Here is a 21,260-nt window from a genome sequence, read left to right as displayed (position 1 = left end):
CCGCAGAGGCCGTCTGCGCGGGTCCGAGGCCACCCCTTCTCCGTCCAGTACTACGCAAACCTCAGCGAGAAGGTGACTCCGAACCGGCGCTATCCGAGCGAGGCAGAAAGCAGTAACGGACACAGATAGCGCTGCCTGCCGCTAACATCGGCGAATGCAACACTGCCCGTCTCGGATCTCGGCCAGCGTTCCGCCGTATGCGGTTGCGTTGGCCGGTAGAACTGTGTCGGCAGGTAAGCTCGTGATCTACGCTGGCGCAGGCATAAGCCTGTCTCAGCCAACCAGTCTTCCGACGGGCGCAACGTTGGCTGCTGCGATACACATGCAGCTTAAGAGTGCGTTTCCCATTCTCGCGACCGTTGATTCGTGGGATCTCGTCGCCGTTGCTGATGCTGTTGCGGCTCTGCCGGGTGGCCAAGAAGCGTTGCGTCAGACTTCTGCTAGGTCGGCGAACTTCAAGACTGCGAAACCCGGGTACGGGCATAGGGTTCTGGCGCACCTGATGCTCGAGGGCGCGATCGACGTACTCACCACGAATTGGGACAACTGTATCGAGCGCGGGGCCGGCGACGAGTGGCTGCCGACGGTCACGAACGACAATGACCTTGCAAACGTAGACCCGCCGTGGGTTCTGAAAGTGCACGGTTGCGCCTCTAAGCCGGACTCGCTGCTCGTGACGAGTGGTCACCTCGACGACCCGCCGACGTGGGTGCAGGAGCAAACCCACGCGCGACTTGGCAGCGCTGTAGTGGTCTTCATTGGTATCGGAGACGTTGCCGGGTACGTCAAGCAGCGCATCAAGGAAGCAGTCCATGAAGTTGGCGTCGAAAATATAAGGGTCGTTGCCCCAGATATCGAAACTAGATGGGAAGACTCGCAATGGAAGTCGGTTGCGCCGACCCTCCACGACGATCACAGAATTCCAGTAACGGCCGATTTGTTCATGGAGCAACTTGCCGCGGCGTACGTCACCGGCCGGCTCAGCGAGCACAGCGTCACCTTGTCGTCAGACGAAGTGCTATCCGGTGACCTAGAGGCTGCCAAAATGGGATTGTTCGAGTCAGACTCGTTGACAGTCCTTCAATGGGCTCGGGCGGTCGATATCAACCCGAGGGTTGGTGAGCCCGTCCTGAAGAGTTCTGAGTTGGGCAAAGTCATGATCGCTCTGGGTCACCTTGCTGGTGATTCGGCCAGGCTCAATCACAACCACATCTTTCATACTGCGCAGGGGCCCATCGAGGTATTGATAGCGACACAGACGGTGCCGCAGCGACGTATTGTCGAGGCGGCCGAGAGCCGGCTGCATGATCACGCCAACCGTGGCGAGCCGCTTCCGCAGTTCGTCGTGGCCGGGGGAGTAGGTCCGATTCCACAGCCAGAGTCTTTACCCGAGAGCATCCTCAGCGAGGCGGATGACTTGGACATCGTTGATGGTCCTCTTGCACTGGTGCCCAAGGTTCGGCACGCCGATGAGGTGATCGCTTCATGAACAGTGGGTCACCGTCTATTCGGTCGGACGACGAGCTCCTCCGCATTTCCAAGGCGGTTCTGTCAGAGCAGGGTTTCCAAGTGGAGACCCTAAGCGGGGGCATCGACCTTATTCTGGCGGAGAACAGCTATTTCGTTGTTGCAGTGGCGGCGATGAACACAATCCGCGACTTGATTCTCGCTGAACCCGTCGCGTTCGAGGCCCTCGCGCGGCGAATCGAGTCAGCCGCGCTTGGCCCAAAGAAGTGGGACACGTATCTCGTCCTGTTAACGCAAGAGAAGTCCGCTGAGGACGACGACATCACTCATGACTTGTACGCCATTAACTACGACATGTCGCGGTTGCGGCGCATCGCGCACACCGGCGTAGACCCAACCCCCGAATCGGTCAGCCACGCCCTGGCCCCCTTCGTTGAGCCGGCGGCGTCAAAGACGTCTGCCGCGCAAACTGACGCGCTTGACTCGCTGCTTGCAGTTCTCATCTCCCGCGGAGTCGATGAAGAACTCGCTCGGCGCGCCATTGCTGCCTTTGAACAGGGGGCAACGCTCGATGATGTCCTTTGAGCCCATCATCGACCGGTTGCGCGTCGAAGCGTTTCGCGGCTTTCGCGATGCTTGCGAGTTCGACCTGTCGGCGACTGCAGTCGTCATCACCGGACCGAATGGGACCGGCAAGACAAGCTTCTTCGATGCGCTACAGTGGGGACTGCTCGGCAGCCTTGAGCGGCTAGAAAGCCTCCGCTCACGCCGCAATGTCGAACACGTCGTCAACCAATACCGGTTGGGACGAAAGGCATCCGTCGAGATGGACCTCAGTCTGCCGTCAGGGCCTGTGACCCTGAGACGTACCGGGGACCAAGGCGGTAGCACTCTCGAGCTCCGCCGGGCGTACGAACCGGCCCTGTTCGGCGACGAAGCCGAAGCGGAACTGCGGAGCATCCTGCTGCCAAATTCCGAGTTGGCGCTCGAGTCTGCACTGACCACGTCGGGCCTTATGCAGCAAGATGTGATGCGACGTGTTCTTGAAGCCAAGCCGGCCGACCGGTACCGACAATTGAGCACGGTACTTGGACTCGGAGCACTCGAGGACTTTGAAGACACCACAAGGTCACTGGCGAAGCTGACGTCTGAGCGCGAGAAGGATGCTCGGGTTGAGCTCGCCAGACTCGCTGACGCTCTAAAGCAAGCTCAGGGCCGTTCGGGGGCTGCGCAGACGCGGCTGGCAACTCGGCCTCAGGTAGCAGCGGTACGTGAAGAAGCTCTTAGCGTCTTGCTGGCCACTCCCGCAGGCATCTCCGTCAGGGGGCGCAGCGTGAGCCTCGAAGGACCCGACGATGTTCGTCTCGCGGCGACAGCGTTCGGCCACGCGGCCGATATGGTCGAATCCGCAAGGGCCCTGACCAGTCACGCGTTCCAGCTGCGCAGAGGTCTTGGTGAGGGCCCAGCAGAGGAGGAGGTAAGTGGTCTCCGGGCTCAGGTGGCACGAGCTGAGGCTGCAAGGGACGCTGTCGAAGTCTCACGCGACATCGCGCAAGGACAACTCAATGCAGCGCGGCTGGCGGCGGCTGACATGGCTCAGCTTGCCGTCCTGGCTGTGCCTATGCTGTCGGACGACTGCCCCGTTTGCGGGCAGCACATCGACCGTGACCACGTGGAGCGCGAACTAAGGGAACGGGCAGAGGCAACCGGGACCATTCTGGAACTGGAGCGGGCCTTCTCCGAACTGGCGAACGACCTCAGTCGCACCGCAGCGGCTGTGACGACGGCTCGGGAAGTCCTCTCCGCAGCAGAGCAAAAGGCTGAACGCTGGCGGCAGGTTCGCAGCGCCGACCTCGCGGCCCAGGCTGCCGTGGAGGCTCTTGCTGAGGAGATCAAAGTTGTGAACCTTGCCCGTTGCGACTTGGAATCGTTCGCTGGTGTCGCAACTCCAGCGTTGGAGTACTTCCGCAGAGTTCGTCGGGCGCTTCATGACCTCCTGGAAACGTTTGACAGGCAGTCAGACCAAGGCGCCGTTGAGCGTGCTGTAGCGGAGACCCGCAGCTTCGAGTTCGCTCTAGCCTCGGCAGAGGAGGAACTGGCCGCGCAGTCGGCCCGGTCCAATATGCTCCAAATGCTGTCCGAGCAGACGATCGAAGCACGTGTCGAGGTCACCGAGGCTCGGCTTCGCTCGATCCAGCCGCTGGTCGCGAATATCTTCCAGCGGCTTGACCCTCATCCCGCGTTCAAGACCGTCGAGTTCGAGTTGGACACCTACTACCGTAAGGGGACGACCAGCCCCCTAGTCATCGACCAGGTAGAGAATATCGCCGCGGATCCGCTTCTGATCTTCTCCACATCGCAGGCCAACATCGTGGCCCTGTCCTACTTCATAGCGATGAGCCTGTCTTTCGAAGAGCGAGGCTTGCCGTTCCTGTTGCTAGATGACCCAGTTCAGTCGATGGACGACGTCAATGTACTCGGCTTCGCTGACTTGTGCAGGCACCTCCGGCTCCGTCGACAACTCATCGTGTCCACACACGAACGCCGGTTTTCCAGCCTCCTCGAACGCAAGCTTGCGCCGCGAGCGGAAGGCTCCCGGACGAAGATCATTAAATTCACGGGTTGGGACCGCAGCGGCCCCACCGTGCAGGAGTACTTCGTCGAGCCGCAGTTGCTCGAAGACCCGATTCGGTTAGTCCACCTGGCTGGCTGACGAGGAGCCGCTACCCGCCTAAGTGAGAACCGTAAGTTTATCGACAAGACAGACGACCGCCGCCTGCTGAACGTGCCCGACGTTTGTCGTCGCCAAGGGCTGGTCTTAAGGACACCTATGACGCTAATCATTCCGGAGCGGACCATCGACACGCTGTTTACGTTCGAGCTTATATCGGTTGCCCCAACAGCAATCATTGTCTCGCCGCATAACAACCGGGGCCCACGAACGCCAGATCACGAGTTCCAAGGAGTCGTCCGAAAATTCACTTTCGAGTGCAAGACGATCTACGCCTCGACGTCTAACCCCTTAAAGTGGGTAGTGAAAATTCCAGTTCGGCAATTGGAAGATTACGTAAATAGCGGTGGTTCTTCGATTGTCTATATATTGCCCGCTGAGCCAGTGCAGAGGAAGAAGCCGTGGATTCGGAACTGTCATACGGATCCAGATCCAAGTGGCAGATGTCGAGCGTGTTCGAACCCATCCAGTAACTCAGGCGCCATTTATCGGAGACGATGGGCCGGTCAGTCACAACCAGTTGCATCTGCGCCCGACGCGACTCGTATGCAACCGTGGTTCAACCATTGGTCTTGGTGTATACGCGCGGACGACTTGTTAAGGTTTATCACCAATCCAATTAACGTAGGCGGGATGTCTAACGCGAATCCAACAGTTGAGTTGCCCGCTGGCGATGCTGAGCTTGAGGCGATCACTGGCGCGGTCCGATTGTGCCATTTTCTTGCAGCGGTGGAGCGGGATCACATTGCAGTACGAGATTTAGTTCCTCCTAACGATGAGGAATTAGGAAGTGTAGGCGGTCCGCCAGCGGAGGAATCGTCAGTCTTAGTGGAGCGTATGACATCGGATTGGATGGCTGATCTCGCACTTGACGAAGAAGATCGAAGACTGCTGGCCGGATACTGAAACACGTGCAACCAGCGTGACATTTGGTTACATTCAGGCCCCACCGCGACGCCGTGCCTTGGCCCCTTTCCTTTGTAGTGACCGATGGATCTGCAGTCACCCATCGACCCAGCGATGCGGGGACGGGGGGCTCGAGGTTTGTTGTCCTGAACCGCCTCGCGAGTTGGGCCTATGTGCTGTCAGCGGGGCCAGCATCGTGTGAGTGAGGCTGCGGCAGTCCCTAGCGCCCCCCCGGCCCAGCCTTGTCCCGCCCTGTAGACCGACGTGGAACAATGGCCAGCGGACTGCGCCCGCCTAGCGGCGCCGGCCACGCACACGAACCCACGAACTTCCCCCAAGGAGCACAGATGGCGCTTATCGAGCAGGTCGGAGCCCGGGAGATCCTCGATTCGCGAGGCAACCCCACCGTCGAGGTGGAGGTGCTTCTGGACGACGGCTCGTTCGGCCGCGCCGCCGTGCCGTCCGGTGCATCCACCGGCGCCCATGAGGCCGTGGAGCTGCGCGACGAGGACGAGCGCTACCTGGGCAAGGGCGTCACCAAGGCCGTCGAGGCCGTGCTGGACGTCCTCGCCCCCGCCGTCATCGGCATCCCCGCCGAGGACCAGCGCGTCGTGGACGAGGCCCTCCTCGACGCCGACGGCACCCCCAACAAGTCGACCGTCGGCGCCAACGCCGTCCTCGGAGTCTCGCTGGCCGTCGCCCGCGCCGCCGCCGAGTCCTCGGGCCTCGAGCTGTACCGCTTCATCGGTGGCGCCAACGCCCACGTGCTGCCCGTGCCGATGATGAACATCCTCAACGGTGGCGCCCACGCTGACTCGGGCGTCGACGTCCAGGAGTTCATGATCGCCCCCATCGGCGCGCCCACGTTCCGTGAGGCCCTGCGCATGGGCACCGAGGTGTACCACCACCTCAAGACCGTCATCAAGGACCGCGGCCTGTCGACCGGCCTGGGTGACGAGGGCGGATTCGCTCCCTCCGTCGAGTCCACCACCGCCGCTCTCGACCTCATCGCCGAGGCCATCGAGAAGGCCGGCTACTCGCTCGGCACCGACGTCGCCCTCGCGCTGGACGTCGCCGCCACCGAGTTCTACTCCGGCGGCAAGTACCACTTCGAGGGCAAGCAGCTCTCCGCCGCCGAGATGGCCGACGTCTACGCCGAGCTCGTCAACAAGTACGCCCTGGTCTCGATCGAGGACCCGCTCGACGAGGACGACTGGGACGGCTGGAAGACGCTCACCGACATGATCGGCGACAAGGTCCAGCTGGTCGGCGACGACCTCTTTGTCACCAACCCGCAGCGCCTGGCCGAGGGCATCGAGAAGGGCCTGGCCAACGCCCTGCTGGTCAAGGTCAACCAGATCGGCACCCTCACCGAGACGCTGGACGCCGTGGACCTGGCCCACCGCAACCGCTACGCCTCGATGATGTCGCACCGCTCGGGCGAGACCGAGGACACGACCATCGCCGACCTCGCCGTGGCCTGCAACTGTGGCCAGATCAAGACCGGCGCCCCGGCCCGCTCGGAGCGCGTGGCCAAGTACAACCAGCTGCTGCGCATCGAGGAGATGCTCGGCGACGCCGCCCGGTACGCCGGCGCCGAGGCGTTCCCGCGCTTCAACGCCTGACGGCACCAGCACCGCCCGTCGGCAGTTCACCGCTGACGGGCACGTAGTCGGAAAGGAAGGCGCATGGCCCGCCCGCCCCGCCCCTCGGACCGCCGGGGAGACGCACGCGATCGTGCGGCGTCCCGGCGGCCCGGGGAGGCGTCGGGTGCTATCCGTCGCCGTGCGAACGGGACGGGCCGTGGCGCTTCCGCCGACCGGGGGAGCAGCACCGGCCGCGGCCCGGGTGCTGTCGGCCGCGACGGGGTCGACGGGCAGAGCGGGGCCGACCACTCGGCCGACCCCTCCCGCCGCGAGCCGACCCGCCGGCGGACGCCGAGCCGCGAACGGGACCGGCCCGTCCCGGCCTCTGCCCGCTCCGGCCGGGTCGGCACCACCGCGCATCCGGAGGCCCACCGCCTCACCACGCGCACGGACCTGTCCGACACCCTGCTGGGCCCGCGGAACTACACCCCGCGGCGGATCGGACTCCTCGCCGTCGTCGCCATCATCCTGCTCGTCACCGTGTCGTTCCCGTTGCGCAATCACTACCAGTTCCTGCGCGACGAGAAGACCGTGGCGCAGGAGCGGGCCGCGCTCGAGGCGACGATCGCAGAGCTCGAGGCCGAGGAGCAGATGCTCTCGGACCCGGCGTACATCGAGCAGCAGGCCCGCATCCGCTTTGGCGCCGTGAAGCCGGGGGAGACCCCGTACCGCGTGTCGATGGTCGACCCGATCGAGCAGGCCGTGGCCGAGCAGAAGGCCGCCGAGCTGGCGGCGCAGCCGTGGCAGACGCGCGTGTGGAACTCCATCGCCGAGCCCGCCGACCCGATCATGCCCGAGGACTCGGCGGTGCTCGAGGGCACGTCCATCCCCGGCGGCCCCGACACTCCGCCGGTCCCGGTCGTGCCCGGCGTGCCCGGCGCCGATGACCCCGCCGCCCCCATCCCGGGCGGCGTCCAAGATCAATCACAGGAGGACCCCCCAGCGTGAGCGCCGAGCAGAGCGTGTCCAGCGAAGACCTCGACGCGATCCAGGCCCAGCTGGGTCGGCCGCCGCGGGGCGTGCTGGAGGTGTCCTACCGCAGCCCCGACGGCCAGCCCGGGGTGGTCAAGACCGCGCCGCGGCTGGAGGACGGCACCCCGTTCCCCACGCTGTACTACCTCACCGATCCGCGGCTCACCGCCGAGGCGAGTCGGCAGGAGTCCGCGGGGATCATGAGGGGGATGACGACGAGGTTGGCCCAGGAGCCCGAGCTGGCCGCCAACTATGTGCAGGCGCACGAGCGGTTTCTCGCCAAGCGCAACGAGATCGAGGACCTGGGCACGGACTTCAGCGGCGGCGGCATGCCCGAGCGCGTCAAGTGCCTGCACGTGCTCATGGCGTACGCGCTCGCGGAGGGGCCGGGCGTGGTCTGGCTTGGCGACGAGTCGGTGGCGCTGGCCTGCGAGGCCGGGTTGCGCGGTACGGCGTTGCCGGAGGACTGGCCGACCCCCGAGGAGCTGGGCGTGCCCGACTACCTCGCGATGGACGAGCAGTGACCACGCCCGGCGGTGTTGATTCAGTTCGTGTTGGCGCGGTCGACTGCGGCACCAACTCCATCCGGCTGCTCGTCGCCGAGGGCGTCCCCGGCGAGGCCGGGCTCACCGACGTCACGCGCGAGATGCGGATCATCCGGCTCGGCGAGGGCGTCGACGCGACCGGGCGGCTCTCGGACGGTGCACTCGCCCGGTGCCGTACCGCTCTGACGGACTACACCGCCACGATGGCGGAGCTCGGTGTGCAGTCGGTGCAGATGGTCGCCACCTCCGCGACCCGCGACGCCCGCAACAAGGACGAGTTCTTCGGCATGACCGCCGAGGTGCTCGGCCAGCACTTCCCGGGTGCCCAGGCCGAGGTGATCTCGGGGCAGACCGAGGCCGAGCTGACTTTCGCCGGCGGCGTTTCGGATCTCTCGCCGGCCGACGGCCCGTTCGTGGTGACCGACCTCGGCGGCGGCTCCACGGAGATCGTGGTGGGCGAGCTCGTCGGCGGCGAGGTGAAGATACTCGGCGCCCGCAGCCTCGACGTGGGCTGCGTGCGGATCACCGAGCGGGTGCTGCACTCGGATCCGCCCACGGCCGCCGAGATCTCCGAGGCGCGGGCCGTGATCGCCGATGCGCTGGCCGAGGCCGGCGACGTGCCGGTGGGCCGCGCTGCCCGCTGGGTGGGCGTGGCCGGGACCTTCACCACGCTGTCGGCGTTGGCGCAGGAGCTTGGGGAGTATGACCCCGAGCGGATCCATGGAAGCGTGATCCCGCTGGACCGGATGCGCGAGGTGTGCGGCCGATTGGTGGCCTCGTCGGTGGCCGAGCGCCGCGCTCTCGGGCCGATGCATCCGGGCCGTGCGGACGTGATCGGCGGGGGAGCGATCGTGGTGCAGACACTGTGTGATGTGATGGCAGAGCGCGCCGGGTTGTCCGAGCTCACTGTGAGTGAGAAGGACATCCTGGACGGCATCGCGATGTCGGTGCTGACCCGCCTGGCCGGCTAGTTCGGCCCCCGGCGTACTGCGCGCCACCCGGCCGCGCCCCGGCGGGGCCGGCAAGCCCCCATAGCCCAATTGGCAGAGGCAGACGGCTTAAAACCGTTTCAGTGTCGGTTCGAGTCCGACTGGGGGCACTGCACTGGTTTCAATCTGAGAGCGGCCGAGCGGCCGAAAGACAATCCAATGTACAAGCCCAGTATTTGCTGTGCCCACTCGCAGAGGGTTCGTTAGTATAGGAATCTGTTCACACGTCCAAGAGCGCTGGTTGGCGACACATATAGATCTTGATGGAAAGAAGACGATGCGGAACGGCTTCTCGGACTACCAGGCCAAGTACTACGCCCACGAGCTCCAACGCAGCTACGCCAGCGACCATGTTGGGAAGCTCGCCGGACTCTTGTTTGACGCGCAGGTCGAGCCCAAGCCGCACCAGATCGACGCCGCGCTGTTCGCCCTCCAGACGCCGTTCCTCAAGGGTGTCATCCTTGCCGACGAGGTTGGTCTCGGTAAGACGATCGAGGCCGGCATCGTGATCAGCCAGTACTGGGCGGAGCGCAAGCGCAATATCCTGATCGTTGCACCATCTAGCCTCCGGCAGCAGTGGCAGCAGGAGCTGTACGAGAAGTTCCTGATTCCGTCCTCATTGCTCGACGCCAAGACCAGAGACCGCCTCCTGAACGCGGGAAGCAATCCCGAGGTCCTGATCTGTTCGTACGAGTTCGCCCAGCGACACGAGGCCTCGCTGATTCGTGTGTGGGATCTAGTCGTCGCTGACGAGGCCCACCGTCTACGCAGCTTCTGGAATGGTCGAGCGAAGGTTGCCGGCGCTGTTGCAAACATCGTTGGAAGTGCCCGTAAGACCGTTTTACTGACCGCAACGCCACTGCAGAACAAGCTCGAAGAACTCTACGGTCTCGTTTCGGTTTTCGACCCCGAGTATTTTCACTCGCTGGACGCTTTCCGTGAGCGCTACATCAAGAATCGCGAGACGGCTGCATTCGATGATCTCGGTGATCGTGTTGCCCAGATCAGCAAGCGCACGCTTCGCCGCGACGCGGACAAATACATCCGCTTCACCGAGCGACTGCCGATCACTGTCGGCTTCGAACCTTCAGCCGACGAGCAGCGCCTCTACGAACTCGTCAACGACTACCTCCAGCGCGACGAGCTCTACGCCTTCTCGCCGTCCACGCGACATCTAAGTGCACTGATCATCCGGAAGCGCCTCGGGTCGTCCACCTACGCAATTGCGAGCACGCTGGAGCGAATCGCCTATCGGCTAGAGGCCGAGATCGCCGCTGGCGGACCTCAGCCGCGCATGGACAGTCTCCTCATTGATGCCGACCTCACGGACGAAGAGTCTGATGAGTTCGACGACCAACCGGCTCGCCAGGGGTCAGGACGTAGCTCGCAGGAAAACACCGCTTTCATGCGCGACGAAGTCCGTGAGCTCAGGGAGTACGCTGCACTCGCACGGTCGATCACCGTGAACGAGAAAGCAGTTCAGCTCAACTATGCCCTCGACCTCGGTTTCGATCGACTACGAGAGCTTGGCGCGCCAGAGAAGGCGATCATCTTCACCGATTCCACGGTCACGCAGGAGTACATCTCCCGCTCATTGACAGAAGCCGGCCGCGGTGACGGCCTGGTTCTCTTCAACGGGCAGAACGACTCCCCTCGATCGACCGAAATCTACCGGGAGTGGCTAAAGAAGAACCGAGGTAGCGACGTCATCACCGGCGTGCTCGCCGCCGACAGACGTAAAGCACTCGTGGACTACTTCCGGGACGAGGGCACGATCATGATCGCCACCGAGGCGGCCTCGGAAGGCATCAACTTGCAGTTTTGCTCCATGGTCGTCAACTACGACCTGCCGTGGAACCCCCAGCGTGTCGAGCAGCGCATCGGCCGCGCCCACCGCTTCGGCCAGAAACACAACGTGGTTGTCGTGAACTTCTCCAACAAGGGCAACCTCGCCGAGCAACGAATCCTGGAACTGCTAGACGAGAAGTTCCACCTGTTCCAGGGTGTGTTCGGGGCGAGCGACGAGGTGCTCGGCACCATCGAAGATGGTCTCGACTTCGAGAAGCGCATTTCTGACATACTGAATCGCTGCCGGACGGCCGAAGACATTGACTTCGCCTTTAATGAGCTCGAAAAGCGATTCGAGGGCGAGATCTCCAAGGAGATGGCTACCGCCAAGGCCAAGGTGTTCGACAACCTCGACCCCAACGTCCAGGACCGCCTCAAGTCATACGACGCCCAGTCGGGTGAGGTACTGAACAAGTTCGAGCGACTCCTTCTCGCCGCCACGAGGTACCAGCTCGCCGACGAGGCAACTTTTGAGGGCGACGGCCGAGTGTTCGATCTCCACACCGCGCCGGTGCCTGGTGCGCAGACTGGTCGTTATTACTTCAAATCGCAGCCGCAAACGCATGCGCACCAGTACCGCTTCGCTAGCCCACTGGCTGGGTACGTCATGGAGCGGTCTAAGAGCATGTCCACGCCCCCACGGGAGCTGACGTTCAGCATTTCCCGATCCGAGAGAGCCAGCACAGCTATAAAGGCCCTGGCAGGTAAGAGCGGCCAGCTCGTCAGCAAGGTCGTCACCTTCCGTGTAGAGGCCGGCAGCGAGGATATCTCCGAGTCCTATTCCCTCGCCGGCATCCTCACCGACGACGGCGAGTGGCTTGACCATGAGTACGTCTCGGACCTCATGGACTTGGCGTGCATCAATGTCTCAGACCCTCTTGGCGTGATGGATGAGTCGACGTTTACTCCGCACCTAGATGCTCAAGTTGAGCAGTTTAAGAAGGAAGTTCAGGCGCGCAACGCTCGTTACTACGACCAGCAGGAAGAGATCCTGTACCGCAACTCCCTCGACCGCAAAGCCGAGTCCGAGGCGCTGATCCGGCAGTTTCGTCAGAAGGAAAAGGAAAGCCGCAAGGCTGCGCGTGTGACTGACGACCCGATGGAACAATTGCGCCACAAGAAGGAAGCTCGCCGCTGGTCGCAAAAGGCCGAGGACGAGGATGATCGCGCCCGCAGTGACCGGACCAAGCTGCGCGAGGAGACCGACAAATACCTCGACCTAATCGAACAGTCGCTTCAAGGTAAGCAAGAAATTGAAGACCTGTTTACCATCCGCTGGAGAGTGAACGCCTAAACCCAGCGCTCATTAATAGCGGCAATAGACAGTAAAATTGAAGCAATGGTGAGAATGGGGATAAACTGAATGTCTGACGAAATCTACGAGATTCCTAGCACGACGCCCGACCTGCAGAGCGAGCTTGCACAGAAATTGCAGGAACTAGTGCCCGAAGCCATAGCTGACGGCAAGGTTGACGTCATTAAGCTCACCGAGCTCCTCGCGGACGATGCCGCCGACAGCAACGAGCGTTTCGGACTGTTCTGGCCTGGCAAGAAGCGCGCCCTGCGCGCCGCCCAGGAGCCCACCACGGCCACGCTGCGCCCAGACAAGGACAACAGCAAGGACTGGGACACCACCGAGAACGTCTTTATCGAGGGTGACAACCTCGAAGTGCTCAAGATCCTGCAGAAGCACTACCACGGCAAGATCAAGATGATCTACATCGATCCTCCGTACAACACAGGCAAGGACTTCGTGTACCCCGACAACTTCAATGAGGGGCTGGCGACATACCTCGAGTGGACTAAGCAGGTCAACGAAGAGGGCAAGAAGATTTCGACCAACAGCGAGTCCGAGGGTCGCTACCACTCGAACTGGCTGAACATGATGTACCCGCGCCTGAAACTCGTGCGCAACCTGCTCTCACCTGAAGGTGTCGTCTTCATCTCTATCGACGACAACGAACAGGACAACCTTAAGAAGGTCTGCAACGAGATCTTTGGCGAAGCTAACTTTGTTGCCGAGTTGCCGACGATCATGAATCTCAAGGGCAATAACGACCAGTTTGGTTTTGCTGGAACCCACGAGTACACGCTCGTTTATGCGCGAAACGTCAAAACCCTGAAGCTCGATCAGTTCCCGATTGACGATGAGGGTCTTGAAAGTTGGGAGACGGACGAACGCGGCCAGTACAAGCGCGGTGCCAGTTTGAAGGCCACTGGCACGAATGCGCCTCGGGCAAAGCGTCCGAACCTGTTCTTCCCAGTTTATGTGAGCAAGGATCTCGAAGTGTCACTCAGGCCGAACGAGGGCTGGACCGAGTTGTTTCCGATCACTAACGGTCAGGAGATGTCCTGGCGTTGGAGCCGCGAGAAGTTCTTGAGCGACCTCCATGACGTGATTGTGGTGCCATCGGGCGGCAGCTACACACTGTATAAGAAGCAGCGGCCCACGCTTGGTGACATGCCCACTTCGAAGCCGAAGTCGACTTTCTACAGGCCTGAATACAGCAGTGGCAACGGCACGGCAGCGGTCAAGCAGTTGTTCGGAGGCAAGAAGGTCTTCGACAATCCAAAGCCGCTCGGCCTGCTGCAGGATTTCATGCAGCTTGGTGCTGGACGTGACGGGATCGTACTGGACCTATTTGCCGGCTCGGCTTCTATCGCGCACGCCGTCATGGCACTAAATCGTGCAGACGGGGGGCGGCGGCGCAGCATCTCGATCCAACTGCCCGAGCCTGTCTCGGATGGATCGGATGCAGCGGCGGCGGGCTATCGGAGCATTGCCGAAGTCGCCCGCGCTCGGATCTCGAAGGCCGGTGAGACGTTCGACGACCAGCTAGATGTGCTTGGTGTACCAAGTGGTGTCGCAGACTTGGGATTCCGGTCGTTCACGTTGACTGATACCAACTTCTCGAAGTGGAAGGCCGCGAGTGACGTTGATCCGACAAAGCTTGAGCAGCATCTGCTCGGCCTCCGGGATAGCGCGGACGGTGACGCGACGCCGGATGCGCTGCTCTACGAGCTGTTGTTAAAGCAGGGCTATTCGCTGACGGAGCGAGCTCACGAGAAAGAGGTCTCGGGGCTCAGAATTCGATCGGTTGGAGGCGGCCTCCTCCTGGCATACCTCGACGAGCACACGAAGCCGACCCTCGACCAGCTCCGTGCGGTCGTGGATGACGTGCCCGTGCGATTCGTCATACTCGAGGATGCGTTCCACGGCGACGACGAACTGAAGACCAACCTTGCTCAGCTCTGCAAGAGCAAGAGCGTGGAGCTCTGGACTGCCTGATGGAGTTCAAGTTCGATGCCGAGCAGCAGTACCAGCTCGATGCGATTGGGTCGATCGTGCAGCTCTTCGATGGCCAACCCAAGGATGCCGAAGCTGTCCTGACCGCATTGCGGGTAGAGGGCAAGCTGAACGGAGCGCAGGACCAAACCAGCCTCGACCTTGACCTTTCGCAGGAGGTCGGCGCTGTCGGCAACAACCTCGTCCTCGATGAGGCGACCATCCTCCAGAACCTGCAGACCGTCCAGGACAAGAACGGTCTGGAGGTTCTTGGGGCTCTCGTCGGTGGTGTCCTCGACTTCGACATCGAGATGGAGACCGGCACCGGTAAGACGTACGTGTACCTGCGCACGATCTTCGAGCTTGCTAAGGCCTACAGCTTCACCAAGTTCGTGATCCTCGTGCCGAGCGTGGCGATCAAGGAAGGCGTCACCACCAGTATCGAGCTGATGCGCCAGCACTTCCGCGACCTGTATCCGGCGCAGCCGTTCGACTACTCGGTCTACTCGGGCCAGTCCGCCGAGGAGGTACAGGGCTTCGCCACTAGCACCAACGTGCAGATCATGGTCATGACGATTGACTCGATTCGGGGTAACGCCAACTCGCGCATCATCCACCAGACCCGCGACAAGTTGAACGGCCTGCGCCCGATCGATTATCTCAAGGCCACCCGGCCAATCGTCATCATGGACGAGCCGCAGAACATGGAGTCGCAGCTCTCGCAGTCCTCCATTGGGGACCTCGACCCGATTGCCACGCTCCGGTTCTCTGCGACGCACCGCAAGCAGCGTAACGTCGTCTATCGGCTCGACCCGGTCGACGCTCACGACCACGGCCTGGTAAAGCAGATCGTGGTGGCCGACGTAGCCCACCAAGGCTCGGATGTGACGCCATACATCAAGGTGGTTGAGGTCAGGCGTGACCCTTGGGTTGCCAAGCTGGAAGTGGCCGTTCGTTCCGCCGACGGCTCGATGACCCGCCGGGTCGTCAACGCCAAGCAAGACCAGGAGCTGTCGAATCTGGCGAACAACTCTGTCTACGAGGGCTGGTGGATCACTGAGCTCTCGATCGAGCCACAGTTCGTCGAGCTCAACAAGCACGGCATGCTCCAGCAGGGTGAGGAAATCGGCGGCAACTCCGAGTCGATCTACCGCGAGATGATCCGCGAGGCCATCAAAGAGCACTTCCGCAAGCAGACGCTCTTGAAATCAAAGGACATCAAGGTGCTCAGCCTGTTCTTCATCGACAAGGTCGAGAACTTCCTCGGTGAGGGTGTCAACAACATTGACGCCAACGGCCGATTCGTGCAGTGGTTCGATGAGTTATTCCGCGAAGAGCGGGCCAAGACGCCGCAGTGGCAAGAGCTGTTTCCGCAAGATCCGGCGGACCTGCGCCGTGGCTACTTCTCCGTGCTCAAGGGCAGGAAGGGGGCTGCCGACAAGTTCCAGGACACTTCCGGCAGCACCAAAACCGACGACGATGCCTATGACCTGATCATGCGAGACAAGGCTGGACTGCTGAGCTGGGAGCAGCCTGTTTCCTTCATCTTCAGTCACTCCGCACTGCGCGAGGGCTGGGACAACCCGAACGTCTTCCAGATCTGCACTCTGCGTGAGATGGGTGCTGAAGTTGAGCGCCGTCAGACCATTGGTCGCGGCCTCCGACTTCCGGTTGACCAGACCGGTGAGCGCGTGGCGGACCGCAGCATCGCCCAGCTGACCGTCATCGCGAACGAGTCCTACGTCGCGTTCGCCAAGTCGCTCCAGACCGAGTACGAGAAGTCCGGGGTCGAGATCGGTCGCGTGCGCCTGCAGGAGTTCTCGAAGATCGCCCTCTACGAGGAGCACATTGAGCCGGACGGCCCGGAGTACTTCGGCTACGAGCGCTCCAGGACCCTGTACGAGGCACTGGAGTCCTCGGGGATGATCAAGGACGGTAAGGCCACCGCCGCCTACCAGCCGACCCAGTTGGGTTTCGATCTCAAGCAGCATGTGCCGGAGTTCTACTGGCCTTATGAAGACGTCATCATCGAGTACATCGGCCGCTCCAGTATCGAGCGGTACGTCAAGCCGCAGTCCAAGCGCAAGGCACGCAAGCTCAACAAGGAACTGTTTGCCAACCCGGAGTTCGAGGAGTTCTGGCGCACCATCTCCCGGCGCACCACCTACCGCGTCGCCGTTGACCGGGGGCGTCTAATCGAAGCAACGGTCAAGGCGATCAAAGAAGCGCCACCGATCCAGCCGCTGCGCATCCAGGTCACCCGAGCCGGCGTAAAGATTCTTCGTGGAGGCACCAAAGCCACTGAGACGGGGCAGCGGTCAGCGTCTCTTCAGGGTGCCTTCGATCTGCCGGACATTGTCACCGAGCTACAGGAAGCAACGTCACTAACTCGCAAGACCATCATCGACATCCTCATCGACAGCGGTCGTCTCACCGAGTTCATCGGCAACCCCAACGACTTCATCCAGATGGTCAAGGCACGCCTACAATCCGTTCTCGCTGAGATTGTCACCGAAGGGATCCAATACGAGAAGATCGGCGGCTACGTCTATGAGCTGCGCGAACTCCAGAAGGATGGGCAGGAAGAGAAGGACCGCTTTATCGACCAGATGTACGAGCTGCAAAATCCGGAGAAGTCGGACTTCGACTACGTCGTATATGACTCCGAACCGGAACGCCAATTCGCAGAACTTCTCGACGGACGCGATGACGTCAAGTTGTTCATGAAATTGCCGTCCAAGTTCAAGATCGACACTCCAGTCGGCCCCTACAACCCGGACTGGGCGATCATCAAGCACGAGGCCGGCCAAGACCGGATCTATATGATCCGCGAGACCAAGAGCACCACCGAAGAGGTCAAGCGCCGCCCGACCGAGAACGCCAAGATCAAGGCAGCCACCAAGCACTTCGCCGCAATCGGCGTCGGCGACTACGCGGTCTCCGTGCCGGGAGCGTGGAGGGTATGAGCGGCAAGACAACACCGGGTGCGCGTTGGGTACGCGCGGCACTACAGGTGAACCCGTACGAGTACCAAGGTGAGTGAATATTCGTCTCACGGGGGTCCACCGGTATTGCCTCCGGGGGCCAGTGGCCGGGATCGCGAATATTGCGCTTGGGGGCCAGCAGTAGCGCCCGTGGGGGCCACCCGCTTCTAGGCTCCTTCCGCCGCGTGTATAGGTGGGGTGTACCAAGGATCTTGGACAGCCGCTTGATGCGAGAGGATCAAGATCATGGCACCACGATCACGTCGGAAGTTCAGGGGGCTGGTGCACGAGTAGGTGACATCTGATCTGGCTTGCCCTGCCGGGGCGGCCTGGAAGGATGCCAGCTGTGCCCAAGCCCTATCCCCAGGAGTTCCGCGACGACGTTGTCCGCGTCGCCCAGAACCGTGAAGACGGTGTGACTCTCGAACAGATCGCTGCCGACTTCGGTATCCACCCGATGACCCTGAACAAGTGGATCCGCAAGGCCGACGTGGAGGCCGGGATCAAGCCCGGCACCACGTCGGCCGAATCGCGTGAGCTGCGCGAGGCCAAGCGGCGTGTGCGCCTGCTTGAACAGGAGAACGAGGTCTTACGCCGGGCGGCGGCGTACCTGTCCCAAGCGAATCTGCCGGGAAAAGGTGGTACCCGCTCGTGAGTGAGCTGGCCGCTGACGGCATCCCCGTCACGGTGGCGTGTCGGGTACTCAAGATCGCTCGCCAGCCCTACTACCGGTGGCGCAAGAACCCGATCACCGACGCCGAGCTCGCCGAGGCGTACCGGGCCAACGCCCTGTTCGACGCCCACCGCGAAGACCCGGAGTTCGGCTACCGCTACCTCGCCGACGAGGCCGAAGCCGCAGGCGAGAAGATGTGCCGGCGGACGGCGTGGCGGATCTGCTCCGCCGGCGGCTGGACCAGCGCCATCAGCAAGAAGGGACGGGGTCGGCATCGCAAGGCCGGCCCGCCCGTGCACGACGACCTCGTGGAGCGGGACTTCACCGCGGCTGGTCCGAACGAGTTGTGGCTGACCGACATCACCGAACACTGGACAGCCGAGGGCAAGCTGTACCTGTGCGCGATCAAGGACGTCTACGCGGGGCGAATCGTCGGATATTCGATCGACTCGAGAATGAAATCCCGCCTGGCGGTCAGCGCTCTCAACAGCGCCGTCGCCAGACGGGGCGACGTGACCGGCTGCGTTCTACACAGCGATAGAGGGTCGCAATTTCGCTCGAAGAAGATGCAGATCGCGATCACCCGTAACGGGCTGATCGGCTCGATGGGCAGTGGCAGATAGGGCCAGTGGGTACGCCTAGTCCGGCGATCCGGTACTTCGATTCCGGCGACTCGGTACTCCTTGGGGCGGGCGGGGTGGTCTGCTCGGGGTGAGGCGGCGCGACTGCGCCGCTTCTTCCTATTTGAGGAGGCTGATGTGGCCGAGTACAAGGCCATCATGACGTTGGCGCTGGCCGGGCATAGCTACAGCGAGATCGTCGCCGCCGTCGGGTGTTCGCGTAGGGAGATCGCGGCGGTGAAGAAGACGATCACCGCGTACGGCATCACCGCCGGCCAAGCGTCGTCGATGAACCCGGCCGAGATCGCCGGGATGTTCCCCGACGGGCGCAAACGCGTCTCGGAGGACTACGCCAAGCCCGATTTTGATCGGGTGCTGGCGTCGATGAAGTTCAACCGGCACTTCACCATCCAGCAGGCCTGGGGCAAATATCTCGCCGACCCCGCCGGGGCCGGGAAGAAGTACGGGTACTCGCAGTACTGCGCCCTGTTCGCCGAGCACGCCCGCATCAAGGACGTCGTGGCCACGCTGCATCACGAACCCGGCAGAACGATGCTGGTCGACTGGGCCGGCGACACCCTCGAGGTCCTCGACGCCGTCACCGGAGAGGTCACCAAGCTGTACTTGTTCGTGGCCGTCCTGCCGTACTCCGGTGCGGTGTTCTGCCGCGGCTTCACGGATATGAAATCGCCGTCCTGGATTGACGCTCACGTCGCCGCATTCGCGTTCTTCGGTGGGACACCGCAGATGGTGGTGCCCGACAACCCGACCACCGCCACTCATCGGCAGAAGCAGGGCGAGGCGGCCAGGGCTGTCAACGTCCGCTACCAGCAGCTGGCCGACCACTACGGCACCGCGATCGTGCCGGCCCGGGTCCGAAAACCCCGCGACAAGGCAGCCGTAGAGTCAGCAGTGGAAGTGGTCAACAAACGCGTCATCGGCTACCTCGCCGAGGAGGTGTGGACCACCGTCGAGGCCCTGAACGCGGCGATCGCCGACCGCGTCGCCGAGATCAACACCCAGATTCGCCGGGCTGACGGTACGACCCGGTGGGAGAGGTTCGAGTCCGACGAAGCGCCGCTGCTGGCGGCCCTGCCCGACGACGGGTTCGCCACGGTGGAATGGAAGCAACTCAAGGTCGGTCGGAACTATCACGTCTCCTGCGAGTCGCAGTACTACTCGGTGCCGTACACCTTCGCCGGTCAGCTGCTGCGGGTGCGCCTGACCGCGCAGTCGGTGACGCTCTTCGACGGTGACCAGGTCGTCTGCGAGCACTCCCGGCGCCACGGCCGCAAGGGCCAGTACTCGACGGTGCTGGCTCACGCCCCGAAAGAGCACCAGGGTATCGACGGCCTGTGGTCGCGGCAGTGGTTCACCGACCGCGCCCGCGGGTTCGGCCCCGCCACCGAGAAAGTGATCGCCCAGATCCTGGATCGTCACGTGATCGAGGCGCAGGGCTATCTGGACTGCCAGAACATTCTCGAAACTCTCGGCAAGAGAAGTCGACAGCGGCTCGAGGCGGCCTGCCAAGTGCTGCTCAACCAGAACGGCGTCGGCAGCTACAGCGTGCTCAAACGCGTCATGGCCACCATCGATTCCGACGGCAAAGCGCCCCGACCCGTGGTCCCGGCGGCGGCCACACGAAAGCCCCCGCCACCGGCCGGAGCCCGAGACGACGGCGCGGTGCAGGTGCGCTCGGCCGATCACTATGCGCGCGGCCGCAGCGGGGAGGGCGTGTGATGTTCACCGAGATCGATCACCAGAAGTTCCGCAATCTGCGCATCACGCACGTGGCGACCCGGTTCGAGGAGCTCATCAGCGATGAGGCCAATGACGAGCTCACCCCGGAGCAGATCTTTCTCACCGCCGTCGACGACGCCTTGGACCAGCGCCAGGCCCACCGGATCGACAAGCTGATCCGAGCGGCGAAGTTCCCGATCCCGCAGGCCTCGATCGCGGAGATCAACTACCAGGAAGGACGCGGGATCACCCCGGTGCGGATGAAACGCTACGCCGGGCACCACTGGCGCCAAGACCCCACCAACCTGCTGGTCCTCTCACCGACCGGCGGCGGGAAAACCTACCTGGCCTGCGCGATCGGCATCGCCGCCTGCCAGAACGGGCACACCGTCACCTACGCCCGCATGGACGAACTCGCCCGGCGGCTGGTCATCGCCCGCGGCGACGGCATCCGCCACCAGAAGATGCTCAACGACCTCTCGGACGTGGAGCTGCTGATCATCGACAATTTCCTGACCGTGGGCATCGATCCTGAGGCCGCGAACGACTTGTTCGCCGTGTTGGCCAACCGGGAGCACCGGCTGCCGACGATGATCGCTTCCCAATCCCGGCCGGCGTACTGGCTCGAGGCGCTGCCTGACCGGGTCGCCGCGGACTCCATCGTCAACCGCCTGGCCAACAACGCCCGCGAGATCAACCTCGGCGAAGTCGACATGCGCCGACAGCGCGACGACCAAGCCCGAGCCACTACCGGCTACTGGGAGTAACCCCCGACGGTGCCGGCCCGCTTCACACACGGGCCGGTTCCGGGTCGCCGGAATGGCGGTACCAACTCGCCGGACCCGCGGTACCG

The 21,260-nt window shown here is 62.8% G+C and carries 14 protein-coding genes, 1 tRNA gene and 1 pseudogene; all 16 read left to right on the top strand.

Features of this window, described 5'->3' with window-relative positions; genetic code table 11:
* The first annotated feature begins 241 nt into the window (after window positions 1-241).
* Entirely contained in the window at window positions 242-1,489 is a 1,248-nt protein-coding gene (locus AB5G72_RS11240; RefSeq protein WP_440219908.1) for an SIR2 family protein, read from the top strand.
* Complete coding sequence (locus tag AB5G72_RS11235) at window positions 1,486-2,052, top strand: hypothetical protein (RefSeq protein ID WP_119192122.1); 567 nt, start codon at window positions 1,486-1,488, stop codon at window positions 2,050-2,052. The genes AB5G72_RS11240 and AB5G72_RS11235 overlap by 4 nt, the downstream gene beginning before the upstream one ends.
* Complete coding sequence (locus AB5G72_RS11230) at window positions 1,985-4,180, top strand: AAA family ATPase (protein ID WP_440219906.1); 2,196 nt, start codon at window positions 1,985-1,987, stop codon at window positions 4,178-4,180. Before AB5G72_RS11235 ends, AB5G72_RS11230 begins: the two co-directional genes overlap by 68 nt.
* A 651-nt stretch (window positions 4,181-4,831) precedes the next feature.
* Window positions 4,832-5,104 (top strand): hypothetical protein, encoded by a 273-nt coding sequence (locus AB5G72_RS11225; protein ID WP_146776249.1) that lies wholly within the window; start codon window positions 4,832-4,834, stop codon window positions 5,102-5,104.
* A gap of 347 nt (window positions 5,105-5,451) precedes the next feature.
* Window positions 5,452-6,729 (top strand): phosphopyruvate hydratase, encoded by a 1,278-nt coding sequence (gene eno, locus AB5G72_RS11220; RefSeq protein ID WP_440219905.1) that lies wholly within the window; start codon window positions 5,452-5,454, stop codon window positions 6,727-6,729.
* 63 nt (window positions 6,730-6,792) lie between these two features.
* Window positions 6,793-7,698 carry an FtsB family cell division protein gene (locus AB5G72_RS11215; protein ID WP_440219904.1) on the top strand — a complete coding sequence of 302 codons (906 nt, stop codon included), beginning with the start codon at window positions 6,793-6,795 and terminating at the stop codon, window positions 7,696-7,698.
* On the top strand, window positions 7,695-8,246 hold the full coding sequence (locus tag AB5G72_RS11210) for a DUF501 domain-containing protein (protein WP_067712814.1): 552 nt from the start codon (window positions 7,695-7,697) through the stop codon (window positions 8,244-8,246). Before AB5G72_RS11215 ends, AB5G72_RS11210 begins: the two co-directional genes overlap by 4 nt.
* Entirely contained in the window at window positions 8,243-9,238 is a 996-nt protein-coding gene (locus AB5G72_RS11205; RefSeq protein ID WP_440219903.1) for a Ppx/GppA phosphatase family protein, read from the top strand. Before AB5G72_RS11210 ends, AB5G72_RS11205 begins: the two co-directional genes overlap by 4 nt.
* A 54-nt stretch (window positions 9,239-9,292) precedes the next feature.
* Window positions 9,293-9,366: transfer RNA gene (locus AB5G72_RS11200), tRNA-Leu, on the top strand.
* Between the two features lie 167 nt (window positions 9,367-9,533).
* Window positions 9,534-12,398: an SNF2-related protein gene (locus AB5G72_RS11195; RefSeq protein ID WP_440219902.1), complete on the top strand. Its 2,865-nt coding sequence runs from the start codon at window positions 9,534-9,536 to the stop codon at window positions 12,396-12,398.
* Window positions 12,399-12,467: 69 nt separating this feature from the next.
* Window positions 12,468-14,393 carry a site-specific DNA-methyltransferase gene (locus tag AB5G72_RS11190; RefSeq protein ID WP_440219901.1) on the top strand — a complete coding sequence of 642 codons (1,926 nt, stop codon included), beginning with the start codon at window positions 12,468-12,470 and terminating at the stop codon, window positions 14,391-14,393.
* Window positions 14,393-17,356, top strand: coding sequence for a DEAD/DEAH box helicase family protein (locus AB5G72_RS11185; RefSeq protein ID WP_440219900.1), 2,964 nt, complete (start codon window positions 14,393-14,395; stop codon window positions 17,354-17,356). Before AB5G72_RS11190 ends, AB5G72_RS11185 begins: the two co-directional genes overlap by 1 nt.
* A 364-nt stretch (window positions 17,357-17,720) precedes the next feature.
* A complete protein-coding gene (locus tag AB5G72_RS11180; RefSeq protein WP_005180812.1) occupies window positions 17,721-18,029 on the top strand; it encodes a transposase in 309 nt (102 codons plus the stop codon).
* A pseudogene (locus tag AB5G72_RS11175) lies at window positions 18,026-18,658 on the top strand (IS3 family transposase); the annotation flags it as partial. The gene AB5G72_RS11180 and the pseudogene AB5G72_RS11175, both read left to right, overlap by 4 nt.
* A 147-nt stretch (window positions 18,659-18,805) precedes the next feature.
* Window positions 18,806-20,407 (top strand): IS21 family transposase, encoded by a 1,602-nt coding sequence (gene istA, locus AB5G72_RS11170; protein WP_440219899.1) that lies wholly within the window; start codon window positions 18,806-18,808, stop codon window positions 20,405-20,407.
* On the top strand, window positions 20,407-21,174 hold the full coding sequence (locus AB5G72_RS11165; protein WP_440219898.1) for an ATP-binding protein: 768 nt from the start codon (window positions 20,407-20,409) through the stop codon (window positions 21,172-21,174). The genes istA and AB5G72_RS11165 overlap by 1 nt, the downstream gene beginning before the upstream one ends.
* Window positions 21,175-21,260 lie beyond the last annotated feature (86 nt).

The sequence above is a fragment of the Dietzia sp. MNB45 genome, assembly GCF_051994785.1.
GTDB lineage: Bacteria > Actinomycetota > Actinomycetes > Mycobacteriales > Mycobacteriaceae > Dietzia > Dietzia kunjamensis.
Note: the sequence above shows the minus strand (reverse complement) of the source record. Positions and strands in the feature narration are given on the sequence as shown.